Source organism: Thalassovita autumnalis, from assembly GCF_001458255.1.
Lineage (GTDB): Bacteria > Pseudomonadota > Alphaproteobacteria > Rhodobacterales > Rhodobacteraceae > Thalassobius > Thalassobius autumnalis.
In genome coordinates this window covers 1-21657 of sequence record NZ_CYSB01000005.1, presented here as the reverse complement: position 1 = coordinate 21657, position 21657 = coordinate 1, and the positions used below count along the sequence as shown (strand labels likewise).

General features: G+C 59.7%; 22 protein-coding genes. 4 read left to right on the top strand and 18 right to left on the bottom strand.

Annotated elements, in window-relative coordinates; translation table 11 throughout:
- Positions 1 to 34 precede the first annotated feature (34 nt).
- From TL5118_RS01070 to TL5118_RS01060, 3 genes are all read right to left on the bottom strand, one after another.
- The gene (locus TL5118_RS01070; RefSeq protein ID WP_058243406.1) at positions 35 to 1156 is read right to left on the bottom strand and encodes an alpha-D-ribose 1-methylphosphonate 5-triphosphate diphosphatase; all 1122 of its coding nucleotides are present in this window, start codon (positions 1154 to 1156) and stop codon (positions 35 to 37) included.
- A 48-nt stretch (positions 1157 to 1204) separates the two neighbouring features.
- Positions 1205 to 1936 carry an esterase/lipase family protein gene (locus tag TL5118_RS01065; protein ID WP_058243407.1) on the bottom strand — a complete coding sequence of 244 codons (732 nt, stop codon included), beginning with the start codon at positions 1934 to 1936 and terminating at the stop codon, positions 1205 to 1207.
- Between the two features lie 99 nt (positions 1937 to 2035).
- Positions 2036 to 2854, bottom strand: coding sequence for a DUF6473 family protein (locus TL5118_RS01060; protein WP_058243408.1), 819 nt, complete (start codon positions 2852 to 2854; stop codon positions 2036 to 2038).
- Between the two features lie 177 nt (positions 2855 to 3031).
- Here TL5118_RS01060 and TL5118_RS01055 point away from each other — a divergent pair, with 177 nt between their 5' ends.
- Positions 3032 to 3907 carry a 3-hydroxybutyryl-CoA dehydrogenase gene (locus tag TL5118_RS01055; protein ID WP_058243409.1) on the top strand — a complete coding sequence of 292 codons (876 nt, stop codon included), beginning with the start codon at positions 3032 to 3034 and terminating at the stop codon, positions 3905 to 3907.
- Between the two features lie 131 nt (positions 3908 to 4038).
- Here TL5118_RS01055 and TL5118_RS01050 read toward each other — a convergent pair whose 3' ends face one another.
- From TL5118_RS01050 to TL5118_RS01020, 7 genes are all read right to left on the bottom strand, one after another.
- Positions 4039 to 4890: a lysophospholipid acyltransferase family protein gene (locus TL5118_RS01050; protein WP_058243410.1), complete on the bottom strand. Its 852-nt coding sequence runs from the start codon at positions 4888 to 4890 to the stop codon at positions 4039 to 4041.
- Between the two features lie 69 nt (positions 4891 to 4959).
- Positions 4960 to 5238 carry an HPr family phosphocarrier protein gene (locus TL5118_RS01045; RefSeq protein WP_058243411.1) on the bottom strand — a complete coding sequence of 93 codons (279 nt, stop codon included), beginning with the start codon at positions 5236 to 5238 and terminating at the stop codon, positions 4960 to 4962.
- 3 nt (positions 5239 to 5241) lie between these two features.
- A complete protein-coding gene (locus TL5118_RS01040; RefSeq protein ID WP_058243412.1) occupies positions 5242 to 5637 on the bottom strand; it encodes a PTS sugar transporter subunit IIA in 396 nt (131 codons plus the stop codon).
- A gap of 10 nt (positions 5638 to 5647) precedes the next feature.
- Entirely contained in the window at positions 5648 to 6550 is a 903-nt protein-coding gene (gene rapZ, locus TL5118_RS01035; RefSeq protein ID WP_058243413.1) for an RNase adapter RapZ, read from the bottom strand.
- Between the two features lie 3 nt (positions 6551 to 6553).
- Positions 6554 to 6991 (bottom strand): HPr kinase/phosphorylase, encoded by a 438-nt coding sequence (locus TL5118_RS01030; protein WP_058243414.1) that lies wholly within the window; start codon positions 6989 to 6991, stop codon positions 6554 to 6556.
- A 7-nt stretch (positions 6992 to 6998) separates the two neighbouring features.
- Positions 6999 to 8717, bottom strand: a complete 1719-nt coding sequence (locus tag TL5118_RS01025) for a sensor histidine kinase (protein WP_058243415.1) — start codon at positions 8715 to 8717, stop codon at positions 6999 to 7001.
- Complete coding sequence (locus tag TL5118_RS01020; protein ID WP_058243416.1) at positions 8717 to 9418, bottom strand: response regulator transcription factor; 702 nt, start codon at positions 9416 to 9418, stop codon at positions 8717 to 8719. The genes TL5118_RS01025 and TL5118_RS01020 overlap by 1 nt, the downstream gene beginning before the upstream one ends.
- Before the next feature lie 379 nt (positions 9419 to 9797).
- Here TL5118_RS01020 and TL5118_RS01015 point away from each other — a divergent pair, with 379 nt between their 5' ends.
- Positions 9798 to 11396, top strand: a complete 1599-nt coding sequence (locus TL5118_RS01015; protein ID WP_058243417.1) for a phosphoenolpyruvate carboxykinase — start codon at positions 9798 to 9800, stop codon at positions 11394 to 11396.
- Positions 11397 to 11477: 81 nt separating this feature from the next.
- Here the strand turns inward: TL5118_RS01015 and TL5118_RS01010 are convergent, their stop codons facing one another.
- A complete protein-coding gene (locus TL5118_RS01010) occupies positions 11478 to 12185 on the bottom strand; it encodes a hypothetical protein (protein ID WP_058243418.1) in 708 nt (235 codons plus the stop codon).
- Between the two features lie 65 nt (positions 12186 to 12250).
- Positions 12251 to 13126, bottom strand: a complete 876-nt coding sequence (locus TL5118_RS01005) for a helix-turn-helix domain-containing protein (RefSeq protein ID WP_058243419.1) — start codon at positions 13124 to 13126, stop codon at positions 12251 to 12253.
- A 234-nt stretch (positions 13127 to 13360) separates the two neighbouring features.
- Here TL5118_RS01005 and TL5118_RS01000 point away from each other — a divergent pair, with 234 nt between their 5' ends.
- Positions 13361 to 13735: a helix-turn-helix domain-containing protein gene (locus TL5118_RS01000; RefSeq protein ID WP_058243420.1), complete on the top strand. Its 375-nt coding sequence runs from the start codon at positions 13361 to 13363 to the stop codon at positions 13733 to 13735.
- Here the strand turns inward: TL5118_RS01000 and TL5118_RS00995 are convergent.
- Positions 13732 to 14502, bottom strand: coding sequence for a sulfite exporter TauE/SafE family protein (locus tag TL5118_RS00995; RefSeq protein WP_058243421.1), 771 nt, complete (start codon positions 14500 to 14502; stop codon positions 13732 to 13734). The two genes, TL5118_RS01000 and TL5118_RS00995, sit on opposite strands and share 4 nt — an antisense overlap.
- A 180-nt stretch (positions 14503 to 14682) precedes the next feature.
- On the opposite strand from TL5118_RS00995, the gene TL5118_RS00990 reads away from it, so the two are divergent.
- Entirely contained in the window at positions 14683 to 16371 is a 1689-nt protein-coding gene (locus TL5118_RS00990) for an acyl-CoA dehydrogenase family protein (protein ID WP_058243422.1), read from the top strand.
- 89 nt (positions 16372 to 16460) lie between these two features.
- On the opposite strand, the gene TL5118_RS00985 is transcribed toward TL5118_RS00990, so the two are convergent.
- The 5 genes from TL5118_RS00985 to maiA form a co-directional block, all read right to left on the bottom strand.
- Positions 16461 to 17435: an SLAC1 anion channel family protein gene (locus tag TL5118_RS00985; RefSeq protein ID WP_058243423.1), complete on the bottom strand. Its 975-nt coding sequence runs from the start codon at positions 17433 to 17435 to the stop codon at positions 16461 to 16463.
- A 201-nt stretch (positions 17436 to 17636) separates the two neighbouring features.
- Complete coding sequence (locus TL5118_RS00980) at positions 17637 to 18959, bottom strand: TRAP transporter large permease (RefSeq protein ID WP_058243424.1); 1323 nt, start codon at positions 18957 to 18959, stop codon at positions 17637 to 17639.
- Positions 18956 to 19540, bottom strand: a complete 585-nt coding sequence (locus TL5118_RS00975) for a TRAP transporter small permease (protein WP_058243425.1) — start codon at positions 19538 to 19540, stop codon at positions 18956 to 18958. Before TL5118_RS00975 ends, TL5118_RS00980 begins: the two co-directional genes overlap by 4 nt.
- Before the next feature lie 121 nt (positions 19541 to 19661).
- Positions 19662 to 20696, bottom strand: coding sequence for a TRAP transporter substrate-binding protein (locus TL5118_RS00970; RefSeq protein ID WP_058243426.1), 1035 nt, complete (start codon positions 20694 to 20696; stop codon positions 19662 to 19664).
- A gap of 89 nt (positions 20697 to 20785) precedes the next feature.
- Positions 20786 to 21463, bottom strand: a complete 678-nt coding sequence (gene maiA, locus TL5118_RS00965) for a maleylacetoacetate isomerase (RefSeq protein ID WP_058243427.1) — start codon at positions 21461 to 21463, stop codon at positions 20786 to 20788.
- Positions 21464 to 21657: the final 194 nt, after the last annotated feature.

Sequence of the window (21657 nt, the reverse complement as noted above, 5' to 3'; positions counted from 1 at the left end):
CAGGCGCTGCCCGACCTATCAGCCGGGCGAAACATCACCTCATGAAACGCTCAGCCACCGCTCCGCTGAGGTAGGTGATCCGCCCGCCCGCAAGCGTCGCGCCGATCCGGCCTGCACCATCCAAAATCACCAGATCCGCACGTTTTCCGGGGGTCAGCTCACCACGATCCTGCAGCCCCAGCAGCGCCGCAGGGCCAGAGGACACAAGCGCCCAGGCACGTTGCAACCCGACCTCCTCCGCCAAGATCAAAGCGGCCTGTCGTGGTGCCGGGTAGTGATAATCCGACGCCAAAGCATCCCCAAGGCCACCCGTTATCAGATCCGCGGCGCTAACATTGCCGGAATGGCTGCCGCCGCGCACCACATTGGGGGCGCCAAGGACGATCCCGCCCTCAGCCGCCTCAGCCGCCACGCGGGTTTCGGGAAACTCACTGACCGAAACACCACGGGCCTGCCATGTGGCGCGGCCTTCCGCCGTTGCATCGTCATGGCTGCCCAGAATCACCCCGCGCGCAGATAGGCGCTGCGCCAGATCCGCGACTGCGCCCTCCGCCTGCGGCATGGCGGCATGTAACCCCTGCATCAGCTGCAGATGCGCCTCAGGGCTGCGGCCCCCCTTCAGGGCCTGACCGGTCAGCCGCGGCGGCTTCTTACCTTTTTCCAGTGCCTTATGCGGCAGGTGGTCGTTGAAGACGACATAGGGCACCGCATGTTCTGCCACCGTCGCCTCAAATGCGCTGTAGTCTTCCAACATGGCATATTCGAACCGCAGCTGGACCTGCAGATCGGTGCCTGTGCCTTGATATCCCTTGAGGGCGTTCAGAAACCGCAGGGCAAAATCGCGGCCGCGCATCCCGCCCTCCCAGGACCAGAATTGCGCCAGAACCGCTGTGGTGATGCCATTGGCCGCCAGTTCCGCCTCGGCGCTGGCCAGACCTTGGCCCAGATCCTTCATCGCGCCACGGCGAGGGGCCAGATGACGTTCAAACCCATCGCCATGCATGTCCACAATGCCCGGCAGGATCCGCATGCCCGAAAGGTCAATGACACGGCCCGCCTGCCCTTCGACAATGTGCCCGTCAGACAGGCTCAGCGTGCTCGTGCTCAGCCCGTCGGGGCGCAAGACCTCGGCACCGGTGAATGTCAGTTGCAGCATCGCCGCCTTCCCTCTTGCGCTTGAGCAACGGCGCAAGGCACGCCGCCGTCAGTCCGCCTCTTCCAGACGCTCCACCGCATCTGCCCAGGTCATCTCATGTTCGAAGGCCCCGTTTTCGATGAAATTCAGGGTCTGTGCAATAACCAAGGGATTGTTCATCATAAAGGTGTGGGTCACCGGCAGAACGATGTGATCCGCCATACCCTCCACCCGGGTGGATTCGACCGAAACCTTGCCGTCATCTTCGCCCTCAATCATCGCTGAAAACAGTGGGTTTAGCGACTGGTTTCCGGCAATCACCCCCAGTTCGAAATTGATCGGCGGCAGATGCGCCGGCAGGCCGCGATCATCGGTGCGCAGCTGCTGACCGGCCGGACCGTTGAACCACTCAAACGGCTCAAGATCGCCCAAGACATCAACAACCTCAGACCCTTTGTTTGGCGGTGACAGCATCACCACCCGGCCAAGGTCAGGCTGCGGATTGCCGCTAAGCCAGACGCGCAGCAGGATACCGCCCATCGAATGGGTGACAACATGGGTGGTCTGGCCGTCACAGGCCGCTATTGCCTTTGGCAGGGTGTTCAGCGCCAGGTTGGCAATGGTTTCTTCGGTCGAGGGGTAGCCCGGACGTTCCACATCATAGCCGTGATAGCGGAAGACCTGTTCCATGATCAGGAATGAGGCGTCGGTTCGCGCCAGCCCATGCAGCAGCACAACGCAATCGGCCCTGAGGGGCAGGCTGCTGAGCAGCAGGAGAAGGGGGGCGATGAACCATTTCATGAGGCAAAGATAGTGCGGCGCGACCGGCGAAAGAAGCCCCGGGCAAGTTGCCCCAACGTGAACGGCCAAAAGGCGCCTGCGGTCCGGGCCTAAGGGACGTCACACCTTATCGCTGTCCGTCGCCAGCATAGGGGGCAGCCAGCGGCACAGCGCCTCAGCGATGCGGGTGTGATAGGCGGCGGAGATCGCGGCCGCAGGGCCTGCCCCGCCGGAGGGGTGCAGAATCATCGGCGACGCGCTGCCCCGTTCCGGTCGCACCCGAAGCAGAGGCACCTCCGCCAGCCCGTGTTCACGCAGGCACCGACGCGACAGCCCAGCATTTGCGATGCCCATGCCTGCGTCCAGACCGTGATCGATCCAAAGAAATACGATTGGCCGCAGGTAGAGCCGCTGCATTGCGCGCAGATGCGCGACCCACTCCACCTGCAACCCATATTGCAGGCGACGATGGGCGAAACGATCCACCCGCTGCAGCACATCCAACATATGGCCCACAAAGGAAAACTGCGAAAAATCCACCTGCGGGAACAGCTCGCGCAAAGGCGCAAACCCTTGCAAAAACCGGTCGTTGCGCCGGGGGTGTACCTGGAAAAACCCGTTGGAACGATGCTGAGCGCCCATCAGCTGCATCACGATCAAGTCTGCCCGCCGTGCCCGCGCCACCACGGCGGGATCATGCGACAGCGCCTCCCAGCCGGCATTGGCAGCGCCAAGGTTTAGGCAGGGCACACCGCTACGCCTTTCAAAACGCTGCACAAAGGGGCGCGCCACACAGCGCCCGAAGGTTTCGGATCCACCAAGAAACAGCACATAAGGCCGTGCCGGCAGCTGCAGCGGGCCACGGAAGCGTAGTTTGCTGGCTGCACTACTGCGCTCCCCCTGCGGTCTTGGCGGAAAGGCATCTTTGATCAGAACCATGGGACCCCCGGTCTGTTTACCCGGGACCAGAATGCGCCGTGATTCCTTGCCAAAGCGCTAATCGCACCGTGGAACCACGGTTTACGGTTAATTTTACCATATCGGCCAGTGGCTCTGCCCTTGCGGCCCCTCCGGGAACAAGCCTATGGTTCGGCCAGATTTATAAAGGGATGGATCATGGAGATTCAGAAAATTGGGGTGATCGGGGCCGGCCAGATGGGCAATGGCATCGCCCATGTGATGGCAGTGGCAGGCTATGACGTTCTGCTGAACGACATCGACCAAGACGCGTTGGACAAAGCCGTGGCGCTGATCGCGCGCAACCTGGACCGCCAGGTTAGCAAGGAAAAGATCACGGCGGCCGACAAAGACGCCGCAATGGCGCGGATCAAGACCACGTTGCAGCTGTCCGATCTGGGCCAGACCGATCTGGTGATTGAGGCGGCAACGGAACGCGAAACCGTGAAACAGGCGATCTTTGATCAGCTGACCCCGCACCTGCAGCCGCATACGATCCTGACCTCAAACACCTCTTCGATCTCGATCACCCGTCTGGCCAGCCGCACCGACCGGCCGGAGAAGTTCATGGGCTTCCACTTCATGAACCCGGTGCCTTTGATGAAACTGGTCGAGCTGATCCGCGGCATCGCCACGGACGAGGAAACCTACAAATCCTGTCTGGCCATTGTGGAACGTCTGGGCAAAACAGCCGCCAGTGCCGAGGATTTCCCGGCCTTCATCGTGAACCGCATCCTGATCCCGATGATCAATGAGGCCTGCTATACGCTCTACGAAGGGGTCGGCAACGTTGCCTCGATCGACAGCGCGATGAAACTAGGCGCAAACCATCCGATGGGCCCGCTGGAACTGGCTGACTTCATTGGTCTGGACACCTGTCTGGCGATCATGAACGTGCTGCATGACGGTCTCGCGGACACGAAATATCGCCCCTGCCCGCTGCTGGTGAAATACGTCGAAGCTGGCTGGCTGGGCCGCAAAGCAGGCCGTGGCTTCTACGACTACCGCGGCGACAGCCCCGTTCCGACCCGCTGATTTGGACGCTTAATCCGGGTCCACCAAACAACAAACACCACGAGGTCCGGATGGCCTTCGTGGCGTTTTTCATTTCACGCGACGCTTATGGATCGTGGCCCTTGGGCAGATCAGCCTTTCAGGGCCCCAGATCAGCCTCTCAGCGCCAGGGTATGTTCCCGCAGCCAGGCGATAAACCCACGCGGGTCGGACTTCAGCCGCTCCATCTGTTCATCGCTCAGCGGCTCACCAACTACGGGGCGCTGCGGATGATTGCAGCTGTGCACGATCTCATGCAGCAGCAGACCCTGGCGTAGGGTCGGCGATAGCCGGTTGGCGATCTGATACCAGCGCGAGTTCTGGCCGGGGAATTTGATCGGCACCACTTTGGCGCCCGACCGACGGATCATCTGCGCGGTGAAAACGTTCCATTCACGTTCCTCGACCGGGCCAAACATCGTGTCGGAAGAGGCGACAACACCCGATGGGAAGACCGAAACCACGCCACCTGCCTTCAGGTGGGCCATGGCCGCAGCGCGCATCTCAACGCTTTTGCGCTGCGCATCTTCTTCATGCGGAAAGGGCACCGGGATCAGATAGGATGACGCCACCTCATCAATACCGGTCAGCAAGGCACGGGTCAGGATGCGGTAGTCAGGACGGCGGCGGCCAATCAGATCGGCCAGGATCATCCCATCAACCAGCCCATGCGGGTGGTTGGCCACGATCACAACAGGGCCGGTTTCCGGAATGCGGTTGATCTGCTCCTGCGGGGTGTCCAGCGGGATGCCCATGACATCCAGCGCACCGCGCCAGAAGGCCTGGCCCTCAGGCGCGCCCTGCTTTTCGAACTTGCGGATCATGCGCAGGATTGACCACTTGCCGGTCAGCCACTCGATGGTTTTGATCGCCAGCACCTGAGCACGGCTGTCAAAGGAATTGGCATAGGTGAGCGAACGGCGGTCGTAGGTCGTGGGGCTTTCGGCCGGCGTGGCCTGCTCCATCCCGCGGTTCTGAGAGCTGTCCACCAACGCTGCGCCTCTTACGTCTTTCCGGCACGCGCCACGGCGTGCTTACATATCCTCACCAAAGCGATCTGCCACAAGGGCTTCGATCGCATCCGCCAGCGCCTCTGCATCAGCACCGGAGGTCTGAACCTCAATAGTGGTTCCCTTGGACGCTGCCAACATTAAAAGCCCCATAATGCTGTCGCCTGAGGCGGACATGCCATCTTTGGAAACCTCTGCCGAGGCGTCAAATCCTTCAACAACCTCAACCAATTTGGCGGAGGCGCGGGCGTGAAGCCCTTTGACGTTGATAATCTCAAGCTGTCGCAAATTCGTTTGGCTCATGTCTTAGTGGTCTTTTTTAACGATCTGGCTGTCAATATATTTTCGGCCAGCCTCGGTCGCGGTGCGCACTGCATCCGCCACAGAGAGGTGGCGGGTCTTGGCCAGTTTGATCAACATTGGAAGGTTTGCACCATACATGATGCGACGGTTTTCAGGCTGGCAGGCCATCAGCGACAGGTTTGAGGGCGAACCGCCAAACATATCCGTCACCACCACGACGCCCTGACCCTGATCCACCTCATCCGCAGCTTTGCAGATCTCGCCCTGTTTGGTCTGGCGATCATGTTCCGCTTCGATGGAGATGGCCTTGATCCCGGGCTGATGCCCTACGACATGTTCAATGGCCGCCAGATACTCTCTGGCCAATCCACCATGCGCGACGATGACGATACCGATCACGCTTGCTTCCTTATCCTTGATCCGCAGCCTTGGCGGAGCGTTTGGGCTGATCTGCCCGTTCTAGCTCGCGGTGTCTAGTTGACACCTGCCAGCCACGCTCTGCAAGGGCTTGCGACATCTTTTCTGCAATTGCAACTGACCGGTGCTGACCACCCGTACAGCCAAACCCTAGCGCGAAGTGCGCTTTTCCTTCCTCCAGATATGCGGGCAGCAACAGCTCCGCCATCTCAAGGGTCTTGTCAAAGAACGGCTGAAACCGTTCGTCTTCAGCCACATAGGCGGCAACTTCGGCGCTGGTGCCGTTGAAACTGCGCAGCGATGGCTCCCAGTAGGGATTGCGCAGGAACCGGCAGTCCAACACCATATCCACACCACGGGGCAGCCCCCGCTTGTAGCTAAAACTGTTCACCGAAACCGCCAGCCGCGCGCCGCTTTCCGGGGTGATCAGTCGATCCACCTCAGCGCGCAGATCATGCGGCGTCATCTCAGAGGTGTCGATCAGGATATCTGCGCGGGCGCGGATCGGAATCAACAGATCCAACTCACGTTGCACCCCCTGATCGGGGCTTTCGGCCGGGGCCAGCGGGTGACGCCGGCGGGTTTCTGAAAACCGGCGCAGCAGCACATCCGCACGACAATCGATATAGAGCAGTTCGGGCGTGATGCCCTGCATGCCCTGCAGCCGGTCCAACGTCTGGATCAGCGCATTGGCCGAGAAATCGCGGTTACGCACATCCAGACCCAATACCAGATCATGGCTGATCGGCGGGCCATCCAGCAGGCGCGGCAGCAGGCTTAGCGGCAGGTTATCGATGGCCTCAAAGCCCAGATCCTCCATCGCGCGGATCGCAGTGGACCGCCCGGCGCCCGAAGGCCCGGTCAACAGAATGATCCTTTGATGTGCGTCCGACATGGGTCAGGCCCACCTTCCTGCTTTCAGAAACTGTAGAATCGCCGCCGAAAAATGCTGCGCTTGCACATTGTGCAACAGTGGTACGGAAAGGCCCAGCACAGAAATCTGACGCAGGGGCGGCAGACGTTGATCCTCAACCGTATCAAGCTGGATATAGGCAGCCACCTGCACCGGGCCAACGGCATCGGCGTTCAAGATTCCGAGATGACGCGCCTCAATCCGGCCGCGGATTGCTGCGGGCGCATCCACCATCAACTGCTGATCCTGCCGCCAGAGGCAGCAACGGTCATCCGCCACCAGCCCTGCCCCCAGCGCCATCAGCTGCAGGGCCAGGCCCGATTTTCCGCTGCCCGAGGGCCCCGCAATCAAAACGCCGCGGCCCCCGAGGGCCACGGCGCTGGCATGTTCTATATGGCAGTCCTGATCTGCGGGGCGGGACACCGTTGCCTCAGATCGGCAGGCCAACAACGAAACGCGCGCCCAGCGGTTCCGAGGTGGGATCCGCATCGGTCGGGCGAATGTTTTCGGCCCAGATCACGCCGCCATGGGCCTCAACGATCTGTTTCGAAATCGCCAGGCCAAGGCCCGAGTTGTTGCCAAACTGGTTTTCAGGCCGTTCCGAGTAGAACCGTTTAAACACTTTGGTCAGCGCCTGTTCGGGGATGCCGGGGCCGGTGTCTTCGACCACGATCAGCACCCGGTTTTCACGCCGCCGCGCCCAAACGCGGATCGCGTCGCCCTCTTCGCAGAAGGAAATCGCATTGGTGATCAGGTTGACAAAGACCTGCGCCAGCCGCGCCTCCAGCCCCATCATCTGCACCGGTTCGCCAGGCAGATCGGTGATGAAATCAACGCCGTTTTCGCCCGCCTGCTGGCCCAGATATTCGCTGAGGTTGCCCATCATCTTCATCAGATCGAAGGCTTCCTGCTCTTCCTTGACCAGTTCACTGTCCAGACGCGAGGCGTTGGAGATGTCACTGACCAGACGGTCCAGACGGTCCAGACGGCGCACATCGTGATCGATCACATCAAGCAGCTTCTCGCGATGTTCCTCTTTCTTGACCATCCGCAGGCTGCCAACTGCAGACCGCAGTGAGGCGAGCGGGTTCTTGATCTCATGCGCTACATCAGCTGCAAACTGTTCGTTGTTGTCGATGCGGTCATAAAGCGCTGACACCATCCCGCGCAGCGCGCCTGACAGGCGGCCAATCTCATCCGGGCGGGCGGTCAGATCGGGGATCCGAATACGGCCACCGGCCTTTTGTTTGTCATCCCGGGCGCGGCCAAGTTCAGCGGCAGCGGCCAGATCCGACAGCGGGTTGGCAATGGTCGAGGCCAGTACAAGGCTGAGCCCGATCGACATCAATGTGGCGATCAGGAACATCTGCAGCACGCGCTCCAGCTCCTCACGCTGTTGTTGATCGATCTCACCCGCCGCGCTGGACAGCGCCACAACGCCCAAGACACGGCCATCATGCTGCACCGGGGTGGCCACGGTGAAAATCGTGCCGCCGTCAGCGGACAGGCCGCTTTCGACCTTGGTGACACCGGTCATGGCCTGCTGTGACAGCAGCGCGGCGCGCTCTTCCACGCTGGGCAGTTGCGCCGCGGTGTCAGGCTGGATCGGTGCAGCCACTTTAGACCAGATCCAGGACAGGCTGTCGACAATCACGGTCGATCCCGCTTCGGGCATTTCGGCCTGCAACGGCAGCCCCTGCCCCTGTGCCGAGGCAATGGATTGTGCTTCGGAATCAAAAACGTAGAGGGAGATCCCCTGCCGCAGATCCAGCCCTTCCAGCGTGCGGCTAACATCGGGCACACCGCCCAGCTGCAGCGGCTCGGCCGCTTCCGGCAGCTGCGCCTCAACAACGTCTGCAATCAACTCCGCCTGGGAGACCAGCGCATTGCTGCGCTCAACCGCCAGACTGTCCTGAGAGGTCGACAGCATCAGCACCCCGACCACCAGGAAGTTCAGGGCAATCAGGTTGAAGAAGATGATCTTGCGGGTCAGCGGCGACCGGTTCAGAGACAACAGCCCACGGCGGTTGCGGCGGGCCTGCATCTCTTTTTCCACCAGGGCCTCAGGCGCGACAAAGTCATCGCCTAGAACAACATCCCCATCCTGACGTGGCCGCTGGGGCATGTTTATGCGCTCTGCCAGTGCCATCAGTCTTCGTTGTACCGGTAGCCGATACCGTAAAGTGTTTCGATGGCGGCAAAATCATTGTCGACCGAACGCATCTTCTTGCGCAGGCGTTTGATGTGGCTGTCGATGGTGCGGTCATCCACGTAGACCTGATCGTCATAGGCCACGTCCATCAGCTGATCGCGCGATTTCACAAAACCGGGACGCTGGGCCAGGGCCTGCAGCAACAGAAACTCGGTCACGGTCAGGGTGACGTCCTGGCCTTTCCAGCTGACCGAATGGCGCAGCGGGTCCATCCGCAGCTCACCACGTTCCATCACTTTGGTTTCTTCGGTTTCGGCAACCACATTGCCGCTGACCGCATCCTGACGACGCAGCAGCGCGCGGATCCGTTCGACCAGAAGACGCTGCGAAAACGGCTTTTTCACATAGTCGTCCGCGCCCATGCGCAGGCCCAGAACCTCATCGATTTCATCATCTTTGGAGGTCAGGAAAATGACGGGCATGCTGGTTTTCTGCCGCAGACGCTGCAGCAGATCCATGCCGTCCATACGGGGCATTTTGATATCCAGAACGGCCATATCGGGGAGCTTCTTGTTGAAAGCATCCAGCGCCGACTGGCCATCGTTATACGTTTCCACCTCAAACCCCTCAGCCTCAAGGGTCATGGCGACGGATGTCAGGATATTCCTGTCATCATCCACAAGGGCGATCTTTGACATAGGAGAATTCCTCTACTGCTCTTCTTGCCTGTTTTTTGCCTTATTATGCCCAAGTTTCACTGGGGCAATCAATCGAAATCGCGAATCAGCCGCGCCAGAGATTCGATTTGAGCGCGATTTCCTGTAGGAATGGCTAATTTGCCTCACATTGGCGGATTATGACTGCGCCTATCGGAAACTTTGTGCACGCTATATCCCACTGATTGCGCTAACCCTCCAATGGTTGCGCTAACTGCGCGAAAGCGTCCTGTTCCTTCACATAATCGACATGTTATGAGCCAGTTATTGGACCCAACGTCTGATCTGGCGTGAAAGTGGAGTTTCGCGCCCGGTGGCAAAAATTCCGCGCCGCATCGCGCGGATACAGGAGCTAGGCAACATGACATTTGGACGGGTAAACCCGCAATTCCGGCTTGAAGATCAAGGGATCAAAGGGCTGGGCGATGTCTATTATAACCTAATGGAACCCGCACTGATCGAAGCGGCTCTTAAGAACAACGAAGGCACCCTTGGACAGGGCGGTGCCTTTCTGGTGACAACCGGCAAATTCACCGGTCGTTCCCCCAAAGACAAACATGTCGTGAAAACCGCCGATGTTGCAGACAAGATCTGGTGGGAAAACAACAAAGCGATGTCACCCGAAGGGTTTGATGCGCTTTATGCCGACATGCTGGAGCACATGAAAGGCAAGGACTATTACGTGCAGGATCTGGTGGGGGGCGCTGACCCGACCCATTCGATCAACGTACGTATGGTGACCGAGCTGGCCTGGCACAACCTGTTCATCCGCCACCTGCTGCGCCGTCCTGAGCGTGAGGCCCTGGACGGGTTCGTTTCTGACTTCACCGTCATCAACTGCCCCAGCTTCAATGCAGACCCCGAGCGTCACAACTGCCGTTCGGAAACCGTGATCGCGATGAACTTCGAAAAGAAGCTGATCCTGATCGGCGGCACCCAATATGCCGGTGAGAACAAGAAATCGGTTTTCACCCTGCTGAACTACCTGCTGCCCGAAAAAGGCATCATGCCGATGCACTGCTCGGCCAACCACGCCATTGGCAACCCGGTCGACACCGCCATCTTCTTTGGCCTGTCGGGCACCGGCAAAACCACCCTGTCGGCAGATCCGTCGCGCACCCTGATCGGTGATGACGAACATGGCTGGTCCGATCGCGGCACCTTCAACTTCGAAGGCGGCTGCTACGCCAAGACCATCGGTCTGAACCCCGAAGCGGAGCCTGAGATCTACGCCACCACGTCGAAGTTCGGCACCGTGATCGAAAACATGGTCTATGACCAGGACACCTTCGAACTGGACTTTGACGATGCCAGCCTGACGCAGAACATGCGTTGCGCCTACCCGCTGGAATACATCTCGAACTCCTCCGAGAGCGCTCTGGGGGGCCATCCGAAAAACGTGATCCTGCTGACCTGTGATGCCTATGGTGTGCTGCCGCCGATTGCGCGCCTGACACCGGCGCAGGCGATGTACCACTTCCTGTCGGGCTTCACCTCGAAGACCCCGGGCACCGAACGTGGTGTAGTTGAGCCGGAGCCCACCTTCTCCACCTGTTTTGGTGCACCCTTCATGCCGCGCCGCCCCGAAGAGTACGGCAACTTGCTGCGTGAGAAGATCGCCAAGCACGGTGCAACCTGCTGGCTGGTCAACACCGGCTGGACCGGCGGCGCCTTCGGCACCGGATCGCGGATGCCGATCAAGGCAACCCGTGGCCTGCTGACCGCCGCCCTCGAAGGCTCGCTGAACGAAGCAGAGTTCCGCAAGGATGCCAACTTTGGCTTTGATGTGCCGGTGTCGGTGCCTGGTGTTGACACCGCGCTGCTGGACCCGCGTCAGACCTGGGCAGATCAGGCAGCCTATGACGCACAGGCGGCCAAACTGGTCGGCATGTTCGCCGACAATTTTGAGCAGTACCTGCCGCACATCGATGAGGATGTGAAAGCCGCCGCAATCGGTTAACTTTCACAGCCCTAACGCGAAACATCTGACAACGCCCCGGCCCCTCTCCGGGGCGTTGTCTATTCAACTACTCAAGCGGAATTAAGCCGTCACCCGTTCGTCCAGCGGCACATGCATCACATGCCGCAAGTCATTCAGCGCCATCCAGACCATGTTACAATCCAGCGGCTGATTGCGCCCCGCCACCTTCCAGCTGAGGCAATAGGGATCGGTGTGCATATAGCCCTCACGTTCGGCCAGCCCACGCCGTGCAACAGGGCGCAGAATGAAGCCGAACACATGGTCCGGTTGCCAGTGCAACATGGCCGTCAGAAAGGCAAAACGGGCCAGAACATCGATCAATCCACGGCCACGATAGGCCGAATCATCGGCCAACCACATCTCGCCATGATAGACGGCGCGGCCTGAAATCTGCGCCGCTCCGGGCCCCGGGCGGAACCAGGACCCGGCCATATCAATCTCCATGCCGCCGGGGGGAAACTCGGCGAAACGGGCACTGAGATAGCGCGCCAGGGTCTGATCACAGAGGTCCAATAGACGCATGGCCTGGGTATGAACCACCGTCCCCTTGGCATTGCGCCCGACGACCCAAATCCCTCGAGACTTTGGCAAAAAGGTCTTTACGGGATCAAACGGAGGGCCAAGCGGTTGTTCGGCCCGGTGCTTTTCGACGATCCGCGCGTAATCCTCAAAGTCATCCCCAACGGACAAATCCAATTGATGCGACGTGAGGGTATTGATCGTCTGAGTGAGATAGCGGGCGCCATCAAAGACATCATGAATTGTCATAGTGTTCTCCTGTGTTTCACACAGGAAATGATGACCAATCAAACGCGAATTGTCTCTGCACAGCCTCAACCGAGGCGTATGTCATCCATGATCAGGTCTTTGGGCATGCGCTCAATCATGCTTGCTGAAACGCCCTGAATCTCCAACGCATGACTGCGTACAACCAATGATGCGAGAGCAAAGCTATTGTCAGGATAGCGGCACCCCAGCAGCAAGCGCTTGAAGCTGATCGACTCATTCGCACCGGCTTCGCCGCGATCCATACGGGTGTGAATGTGATCGTAGAGCAGGCTGCCTGTCCCGCGGATTTCCTCAAAGGGCTGATGCAACTGTGATGCGTGTGTCGCCCCGCCCGGCAGCCGCGGCACTTCGCGGCCAACGGCGCTGTATTCCCAGCGGCGCCCATACCATGTGGCATAAGAACTGTCGCTGCCCACGGCGGAGCAGACCCAACCCACAGAGGCCCGGCGAAACACCATCAGATAGGATCGAACCGGGTCCAGCGCCTCAGATGTGATGTCCCCCTCAGCCTCCGCCCAGCATTGCACCCCTTGTCGCAGCAGGGCGGATTTATCCCTCCAGAGCTTGTCCAGCGAATGCTGCTGCAGATAGAAATACCAGCCGTCCTCATCATCTTTGGCGATGTGGTGCAAACCGCCAACATGGCCGGTTTCATTGTTCAGCCAGGCCAGCCCGCGTTCCTGCAAATCCTGCGCTTCCTGCAGGGCGTGGCGGCCCGCTTCGGTCAGGTGATATTGCCGGTCATCGACGATGAAAAGACGTTCCCCCTTGATCTCCTCAAGGGTGTTGATATGACGGCGCACAGTCTGCCGTGTTGAGCCCAAATGCTCCACCGCACGGGAGAGATTCAGGGTCGCCGCAAGGGTTGTAAACGAGCGCAACATTTCAAACAGCAATGGGTGATTCTTAAGCTCAGCCATGGCCTTCCTTTCAGGTTGCGAGGGGGTGCCAGAACACCCGGTTATCGTTAACAATCGCTAAAGTTGCGGAGACAAAACCCGGCAAACGCCTTAATTTACAGCGATCATAGTACCGGTAAACAAATCATACATCAATGGGTGATCTGTTTAACTCCGTGAAGAATTTCTAATCAATTGATTGAAACTACACATCCGAAATACTTCTTACGGTAGTCTCATTAACGGGAGAATTGCATGTCACACCCAGTTGATATCCATGTGGGTAAGAAACTAAAGAACCTGCGCGTTCTGCGCGGTCTCACTCAGACCGACGTCGCAAAAGGTTTGAACATCTCGTTCCAGCAGGTCCAGAAATATGAGTTGGGACGCAACCGTATTTCGGCCAGCAAACTGTTCGAAATCGCCAACATCCTGAACGTGCCGCCGGCATACTTCTTCGAAGGTCTGGATCAGACCGCCGATGACTCCACCCCTGTCATCGATGAAGAAACCGCCCGTATCGCCGCCGTGTTCAGCAAGATCCAGGACGATCGCCTGAAGGCCCAGATCCGGTCTTTTATTGACGCCGTGGCTGGTTACGTGCCTGCCGAAAACAACAGCGGCGCCTAACCGATCAAAGCGCGGCGCATCAGGTTGAGCGCCGCGACCAGCAGAACGATCAGCGTTGCCTTTTTGAACGCGGCCTGATCGATCCGCTCATGCAGTTGGAAACCAATCCAGGTTCCCAAAAGCGCTGGCACCAGCAGGGATGCGGAAAAGACCACCGTGTCCTTTGTCACCACTCCGGAACTGATGTGTGCCATGAACAGCGCCAGCGCCCCCAAGCCGTAGATCACGCCTTGGATGCGCAGCTGCTCTCCCTTAGGGGTCTCCAGCGCGGTGAGATACATCACCGTCGGAGGCCCCCATACCCCCGAGAGCCCGCCGATAAACCCGGCCACCAGACCAATCGCCACTTCGATCAATCCGCGCCCCTTTTCCGGCAGGCGCAGCTGCACGCCCAGCAGCTGGATCACCGCAAATACGGTGACCGGCGCGCCGATCATCAGCAACATGGTTTCGGGATCAAGGTAACGCACCAGCTGGGCACTGCTGATGATGGCAAGGCCACCCACAATCATGAACCAGCGAAACCGCTTCATCGATTCCCAGGCCGCCTGTCGCCCCTGCCGCAGGGCCTGCCAGCCGTTAGTTGCCAGGGTGGGCAACATCAGACCCGCCAGCGCCAATTCAGGCGAAATGACCGAGCTGAGACCGGAAATCAGGATCATCGGCATCGCGAATCCCACCATGCCTTTGATCACCCCGGCACCCAGTGCGACGATGAAGGCGAACAAATATAACTCGGGGCTCAGCAGAGAAAAAAGCGTGTCCATGTGGCCTCTTACCACGATGGAGGCGAAAGCGGCACAAGAAACGCAAGGGTAATTTATGAACTAGAATTAGTACGTATGGGTATTTTTGTTGCGCTGCAGATGCAAAGTGGATATGCACAGTGCAGCATTTTGACAGCCAGCGCCGAAGTCGTAATGGTGTAGCACAAGAGGAACGTAATCATGGCACATGACGGACAGGACGTGACAATGACCCAAGACGCCCTTCTTCCTGATCTTCTGACCCTCACCGGTGCGGCTGTAGCCCCGGTTGAGGCGCTGCTGGAAACGGCCACTGCGCGGGTACGTGAAACCGTTTCGCTGGATGGCCGCGTGTCAGGTGGCCTGCTGGAAGAAAACCAAACCGCCGCCCATGGGCTGGCCTGGCTTGCGACCTACGCCTTTTCGCTGAAGCAGATGCAGGCCTGGGCCGAGAAACTGTCGGCCGAGGGCAAGTTCGGCAAGATGGAGCAGCTGATCCACCAGATCGCCTTTGGTGAATATCTCTGGCAGATCTACGGCGGCATCCCGATGAGCCAGAATGAAATCATCCGCCTGCAGGATCTGGGCCTGACCCAGGATGAAATGCGCGGCCTGATGCAGCCGGCGGTGATGACGCTGTGTGACAGCGGCAACAGCCAGGCCGCACGCGCTGCGCTGGTTGAGCTGATGCAGGACAACGCAGGCTTCGCCACCTTCGGCGCCACGGGTCTGGACGAAGAGCTGGAAATGATCCGCGATCAATTCCGCCGCTACGCGGACGAACGTGTGGTGCCCAATGCCCATGAATGGCATCTGAAGGATGAGCTGATCCCGATGGAGGTCATCGAGGAACTGGCTGAGATGGGCGTCTTTGGCCTGACCATCCCCGAGGAATACGGCGGGCTGGGCCTGTCCAAAGCGTCAATGGTCGTGGTCTCCGAGGAACTGTCACGCGGCTATATCGGCGTGGGCTCCCTTGGCACCCGGTCTGAGATTGCGGCGGAGCTGATCCTGGCCGGCGGCACCGACGCGCAGAAAGAACAGTGGCTGCCGAAACTGTCCAGCGGCGAAACCCTGCCCACCGCCGTCTTTACCGAACCCAACACCGGCTCGGACCTTGGGTCGCTGCGGACCCGCGCGGTGAAGGGCGAAGATGGCGATTACACGGTGACCGGCAACAAAACATGGATCACCCATGCGGCGCGGACCCATGTCATGACTCTGCTGGCACGCACCGATCCTGACAGCAAAGACCATCGCGGCCTGTCGATGTTCCTGGCTGAGAAGACCCCGGGCGATGATGCCAACCCCTTCCCAACCGAGGGTATGACCGGCGGTGAGATTGAGGTGCTGGGTTACCGTGGCATGAAAGAATACGAACTGGGCTTTGACGGCTTCAAGGTGAAGGGTGAAAACCTGCTGGGCGGCGTCGAAGGTCAGGGCTTCAAACAGCTGATGAAAACCTTTGAGGCAGCCCGCATCCAGACCGCGGCACGCGCCATTGGTGTGGCCCAGAACGCGCTGGAGGTCGGCATGCAATATGCCAATGACCGCAAACAGTTCGGCAAGTCGCTGATCCACTTCCCCCGGGTGTCCGGCAAACTGGCGATGATGGCGGTGGAGATCATGGTGGCGCGTCAGCTGACCTATTTCTCGGCGTGGGAAAAGGACCACGATCAGCGCTGCGATCTGGAGGCCGGCATGGCCAAGCTGCTGGGCGCCCGCGTGGCCTGGGCCTCGGCGGACAACGCGCTGCAGATCCACGGCGGCAACGGGTTTGCGCTGGAATACCAGATCAGCCGTATCCTCTGTGACGCCCGGATCCTCAACATCTTTGAGGGTGCTGCGGAAATTCAGGCACAGGTGATTGCACGTCGCCTGCTGGGCTGATCGCACGGCAGCCTACTCCGGATTTTTCCCCGACTGATGCGGCCCCTGCGGGGGCCGTCTTTTTTTGAGTATTTTTGAAACAGTGAAGCCTAGTCCGGCACGCAGATCTCACCCTGGCGGACCGCTTTCAGGGTGCGCAGCAGCAGGCCGATGATGATCACGCTCAAAACCACCAGCAGGACCGTTCCGATCCACAGATGGGCGGTGCTGTCGGTGTTGGCGGCGAAGGTGAAGCTGGCGATGGTCACCGCCGCAAAAGGAAAGCTCAGCGCCCAGAAGCTGAGCGCAAAGGGCAGCCGCAGGATGCGGGGCAGTTGCAGTGCCACCAGCAGCGTGAAGAAATAGGCCGCGTTGATCAACAGACGCGCCAGCGCATCGACCTCACCATACAGGCGGACCCAAGCCAGAAAGGCCACCGCAGGCGGCGCGATCAGGATAACAAGTGTCGGCTGCAACCGGCCCGGCAGCGGGTCGTGAAAGATCAGCCGGTTCATCACCAGCGCCATCAGAACACCCCAGAAGACAAGACCCACCGACATGAAATACCAGCTAAGCTCAAAGTAGCCCAACGGCACGCCCGCGATCGGCACAAAGACGTTGCCCACCGCCGGAATGAACCACGCGGGGCTGAGGTGTCCGGTCTGAAACGACCGGGCCGAGATCCAGCCCGACACCACCGCCAGCGTCAGCACCGCCTGCATCCCCATGCCGATCAGCCACAGCGCCTCAGCCAATTGGGCGTGACGGCTGAGGCTGGCCACCCCGAGGAGCAGAAGCGAGATCGAGATCGCCGGGAAAAAAGCCATTTTCACCGGGTGGCGCCATTCGGCCAGCACCGCCTGCGGGTATTGCAGGCATTTCGCTGCATAGCCCATGAGCAGCAGGAAAAACAGGAAACCGGTGATTCCATAAAGCCCATGCGCCAGCCCCGGACCAAAGCCCAGGTTCTGCCCCGCCGATTGCACCGCAAGGGTCAGGCCGGACAGCCCCATGATGATAGCAAAGATGGTGATCGGGTAGTGTTCCAGCTTGCTGTGGGTCAGATCATCGGCACTGGTGGCCATGGGCAATTCCTTTTCTTGAGGTGTGACGCGCTGAGGCCGCACCACATTCCCTTAAATCCCTTTGCCGCATATTGGGCCACGCTTTCGGCACGCGGGCCTTGCGACAGATCAAGCCGTCGCCCGACTTGAACAGCTACAGCCGGCTAAGTCAAAGGGCCGGAGTTTCCCCCGGCCCTTTTTGATGTCACTTCGATCCCGCCCTTAGTGGAAGATCCGCAACAGGAACAGGGTGATACCTGGGAAGGCCACAAGGATGACCACCCGCACGATGTCGGAGGCGACGAAATACATCACAGCCTTATAGGTTTCGACCATCGGGGTCAGGCGGTCCATCGAGTTGATGACAAACAGGTTCATCCCCACCGGCGGCGTGATCAGCCCAACCTCAACCACGATCAGCACGATGATCCCGAACCAGATCGCGGTTTCTTCCATCGTCAGACCGAAATCGAGGGTCGAGATGATCGGGAAGAAGATCGGGATCGTCAGCAGGATCATCGACAGGCTGTCCATCAGGCAGCCAAAGACCAGATAGAGCGCCAGAATGATCGCCAGAATTGCCCAGGGGCTATAGCCCAGACCGACCACGTAGTTCGACAGTTCCTGCGGCACCTGTGTCAGCGCCAGGAAGCCGTTGTAGAACCCGGCGCCCAACACGATGAAGAAGATCATCGCGGTGTTCTTGGCGGTGGCGGTGAAGCTGCCGATCAGGCTGGATTTGGTCAGCCCGCCGTTCAGGAAGGCGATCAGACCGGTGCCAAAGGCCCCCACAGCGGCGCCTTCGGTTGGGGTGAAGACACCTGCGTAGATGCCGCCAACAACCGCAACGAAGACCAACAGAACCGGCCAGACATCGGCCAGCGCCCGCAGCCGTTCCCCCATGGGGATCGGTTCGCGCACACCCGCGCTGTCAGGATGCATCCGCACGTAGATCGAAATGGTGATCATATAGCCGATCGCCGCCAGAATGCCGGGCACGAAGGCCGCAAGGAACAGCTTGGCGATGTTCTGTTCGGTCAGGATCGCATAGATCACCAGAATGACCGAGGGCGGTATCAGAATGCCCAGCGTGCCCCCCGCCGCCAGCGTCGCGGTGGAAAAGCCGCCGGAATAGCCGTAACGGCGCAGTTCCGGCAGGGCGACCTGGCTCATCGTGGCCGCAGTTGCCAGTGACGAACCGCAGATCGACCCAAAGCCGGCACAGGCGCCAACAGCGGCCATGGCCACGCCCCCTTTGCGGTGGCCCAGGAAGGCCTCCGCCGCTTTGAACAGTGCCTGGCTCATGCCGCCAAGGGTGGCGAAATGGCCCATCAGGATGAACATCGGCACAATCGACAGCGAGTAACTGGAGAAGGTCGAATAGGTTTCATTCTTCAGCTTTGCCATCGCCATATTGGGCGTACCCGTGACGAAGTAGAGCCCCCCAAGGCCGACCAGAAACATCGACAGGCCGATTGGGATCCGCAGGAAGATCATCAACAGAAGGACTGGGAAGGACGTCAGCCCGATTTCAAGGTTAGTCAATGCTCCGCCCCTTCCTGTGCGGCGATAATCTCGCGGTTGGTGAGAAATTCGCCCAAACGCACGACGGCAACATAGGCAGAGACAACAGCAGCCAGCAGGGCCGCGGCAAAGCTGGCGGCATAGGCCCACCAGATCGGGAATTGCAGCAGGAAGGTGGTTTCACCGTAAAGCATCTTGGACTGCATCCCGGCGTAAAGACGCCACGCGATCAGCGCCAGCACCAGTGCAAACAGCACTTCGCCAACCAGCGTGATGAAGCGGTTCACCCGCACCGGAAGTTTTGAGGTAAAGATGTCGACAGAGGCGTGGCCCCCGGTGATCTGGCAAAGCGGCAGGAACGCAAAGATCGAGAAGGCAATCCCGGCTTCCACCAGTTCGAAATCCCCAAGGATCGGGCCAACGCCCGTGTCCAGCAATGTCTTGGCAAAGCCACCCAGCACGGCTTCGGCCAGCCCGCTGTGCAGCATTGTGTTGAGCGTACGCCCCAGAACCGACACACAGGTGATCAGGATCAACGCGGTCAGCACCACGCCCCCCAGCATCGCCATCGCGCGCGCAAGTCCAGTCATGAACCGATGCATTGTTATCCCCTTTTCAGGCCTGAGTGTGGCCCGCTAAGCAGTCCGAGGCAGCTGCGCGCCCCGTGTGTTGCAAGGGCCACGGCGTCACCGCCGCGGCCCATCGTTAAGATCCCGTCCGGGATTACATGCTGTGCTGTTTGATCAGCGCTTTGGCCTGATCCAGCAGCGCCTGACCGTCAAAGCCTTTGCCGTTCATTTCAGCGACCCAGTCGGCCTCTTCATTGGCGGCGGCAGCTTTCCATTCAGCAACCTGATCGTCGGACAGTTCGATGATGTTGTTGCCACGCTCCATCGCCTGTTTCAGGCCCGGCGCATCATAAGCCTGCATGGTTTTACCAGCCCAAGCCGAGGTGTCAGCGCCCGAGTTGGCGTCAATCACGGCCTTCAGGTCATCCGGCAGCGCCATGTACTTCTCTTTGTTCATCGCAAAGATGAAGGTGGTGGTGTAGAGCGAGCTGTCACCGAAGGAGGTGTGGTTTTCCACCAGTTCAGGCACTTTCAGGGCGCCGGTCACTTCCCACGGAATAACGGTTGCGTCGATCACGCCTTTCGACAGCGCCTCAGGCACGGCCGGAACCGGCATGCCCACCGGGGTTGCGCCCAGCGACGAGAACATCTTGTTGGTCACGCGGGTCGGGGCGCGCAGTTTCACACCGTTCAGATCCGATACCGAGGTGATCGGCTCTTTCGAGTGGATCAGGCCCGGGCCGTGAACCCACAGCGCGATGATCTTGAAGGGGGCATATTCCTTGTCCAGCATGTTGGCTTCGGCATATTCCCAATAGGCGCGGCTGGTGGCTTCGGCGTTGGTCATCATGAAGGGCAGTTCGAACACTTCGGCCTGCGGGAAACGACCGGGCGAATAGCCACCAACGGTCCAAACGATGTCTGCCACACCGTCCTGCACCTGACCGATCAGCTCGGGCGGGGTGCCGCCCAGCTGCATGGCGGGGTAGCGTGCAATTTCGATACGACCGTTGGAGTCGGCTTCGACCTTGTCAGCCCAGACATCCAGGATGTGCTTTGGCACGTTCGCCTGCGCCGGCAGGAACTGGTGCAGGTTCAGCGTCACCTCAGCGGCAAAAGCCGTTGCGGCTGTGCCCATCAGTACAGCGGCAGTTGCCGCACCACGCAGAGCGTTTTTCAAAATGGTCATGTCTTTCCTCCCATGGACCGTCTTCGTTGCCCCGCATGCGCGGGATGTGATGAGCGTCCGCCCCTCCTCGGGCGAACGCGGCACCCTTTTCAGGGCTCAAAGTCCGGCTGTTTGGCCGGGTGGGCCGCAGCAAAGGCCGGCAGGTCTGCGCAAGCGTTGCAGACCTCCCGCACCCGGTGCAACCCGGAAATATCAACGCCGAACCGTTCGGCGGAAAACACTTGTGGCACCAGACAAATATCGGCCAGCCCCGGCGTATCGCCGAAGCAGAATCGGCTGTCCGTGCCCTCTTCCTGCAGCAGCGCCTCGCAGGCGGTGAGCCCGTCGCCAATCCAACGATGCAGCCAGTCCATGACCGCCGCCTCATCCGCGCCCAAGGGGCCCTTCAGGTGCTGCAGGACACGCAGGTTTTGCAGCGGATGGATTTCACACGCGATGGACTGGGCAAAGCCACGCACCTTGGCGCGCTGATCCAGATCCTGCGGCAAGAGCGGCACGTCTGGGTGACGTTCATCCAGCCATTCCAGGATCGCAAGCGACTGACGCAGCACCGTGCCCTCAGGGGTCACCAGAACCGGAAGCAACTGTTGCGGGTTCAGCGCAGCAAACGCGGCCTCTTTCTGGGCGCCGTTTTTCAGGTGAACCGGTTCAAAGGTGTAGTCGAGGCCTTTCAGGTTGAAGGCGATGCGGCAGCGGTAGGAAGACGACGACCGGAAGTAGCCGTAGAACTTCGGCCCCTCTTCCAGTTTGATCGCTTCGTTCTGCATGACCGTCCTCCCCGACAAGTAATGCACATGTTAACTACATTCTGTTTTGGCTGGCAACATCTTCATAAGATTCATTGACCATGTCAATTAAATCAAAACCAACCCTTCGGTCAGCTTTGCTTGAAAGCAAAAGAAAAGGGTATCCGTCCGGTATCGGGGCGGTTTCAGGCTTTTTCGGGGCGCCAGTTCCATGG

Excerpts from the sequence above, each read along its gene's own strand:
- TL5118_RS01060 (WP_058243408.1), bottom strand. The coding sequence starts at position 2,854 with ATGGTTCTGATCAAAGATGCCTTTCCGCCAAGACCGCAGGGGGAGCGC.
- TL5118_RS01010 (WP_058243418.1), bottom strand. The coding sequence starts at position 12,185 with ATGACAATTCATGATGTCTTTGATGGCGCCCGCTATCTCACTCAGACG.
- TL5118_RS01025 (WP_058243415.1), bottom strand. The coding sequence starts at position 8,717 with ATGGCACTGGCAGAGCGCATAAACATGCCCCAGCGGCCACGTCAGGAT.
- TL5118_RS00970 (WP_058243426.1), bottom strand. The coding sequence starts at position 20,696 with ATGACCATTTTGAAAAACGCTCTGCGTGGTGCGGCAACTGCCGCTGTA.
- TL5118_RS01015 (WP_058243417.1), top strand. The coding sequence starts at position 9,798 with ATGACATTTGGACGGGTAAACCCGCAATTCCGGCTTGAAGATCAAGGG.
- TL5118_RS01055 (WP_058243409.1), top strand. The coding sequence starts at position 3,032 with ATGGAGATTCAGAAAATTGGGGTGATCGGGGCCGGCCAGATGGGCAAT.
- TL5118_RS01045 (WP_058243411.1), bottom strand. The coding sequence starts at position 5,238 with ATGAGCCAAACGAATTTGCGACAGCTTGAGATTATCAACGTCAAAGGG.
- maiA (WP_058243427.1), bottom strand. The coding sequence starts at position 21,463 with ATGCAGAACGAAGCGATCAAACTGGAAGAGGGGCCGAAGTTCTACGGC.
- TL5118_RS01020 (WP_058243416.1), bottom strand. The coding sequence starts at position 9,418 with ATGTCAAAGATCGCCCTTGTGGATGATGACAGGAATATCCTGACATCC.
- TL5118_RS01050 (WP_058243410.1), bottom strand. The coding sequence starts at position 4,890 with ATGGAGCAGGCCACGCCGGCCGAAAGCCCCACGACCTACGACCGCCGT.
- TL5118_RS01070 (WP_058243406.1), bottom strand. The coding sequence starts at position 1,156 with ATGCTGCAACTGACATTCACCGGTGCCGAGGTCTTGCGCCCCGACGGG.
- TL5118_RS01065 (WP_058243407.1), bottom strand. The coding sequence starts at position 1,936 with ATGAAATGGTTCATCGCCCCCCTTCTCCTGCTGCTCAGCAGCCTGCCC.
- rapZ (WP_058243413.1), bottom strand. The coding sequence starts at position 6,550 with ATGTCGGACGCACATCAAAGGATCATTCTGTTGACCGGGCCTTCGGGC.
- TL5118_RS00995 (WP_058243421.1), bottom strand. The coding sequence starts at position 14,502 with ATGGACACGCTTTTTTCTCTGCTGAGCCCCGAGTTATATTTGTTCGCC.
- TL5118_RS00975 (WP_058243425.1), bottom strand. The coding sequence starts at position 19,540 with ATGCATCGGTTCATGACTGGACTTGCGCGCGCGATGGCGATGCTGGGG.
- TL5118_RS00990 (WP_058243422.1), top strand. The coding sequence starts at position 14,683 with ATGGCACATGACGGACAGGACGTGACAATGACCCAAGACGCCCTTCTT.
- TL5118_RS01000 (WP_058243420.1), top strand. The coding sequence starts at position 13,361 with ATGTCACACCCAGTTGATATCCATGTGGGTAAGAAACTAAAGAACCTG.
- TL5118_RS01005 (WP_058243419.1), bottom strand. The coding sequence starts at position 13,126 with ATGGCTGAGCTTAAGAATCACCCATTGCTGTTTGAAATGTTGCGCTCG.
- TL5118_RS00985 (WP_058243423.1), bottom strand. The coding sequence starts at position 17,435 with ATGGCCACCAGTGCCGATGATCTGACCCACAGCAAGCTGGAACACTAC.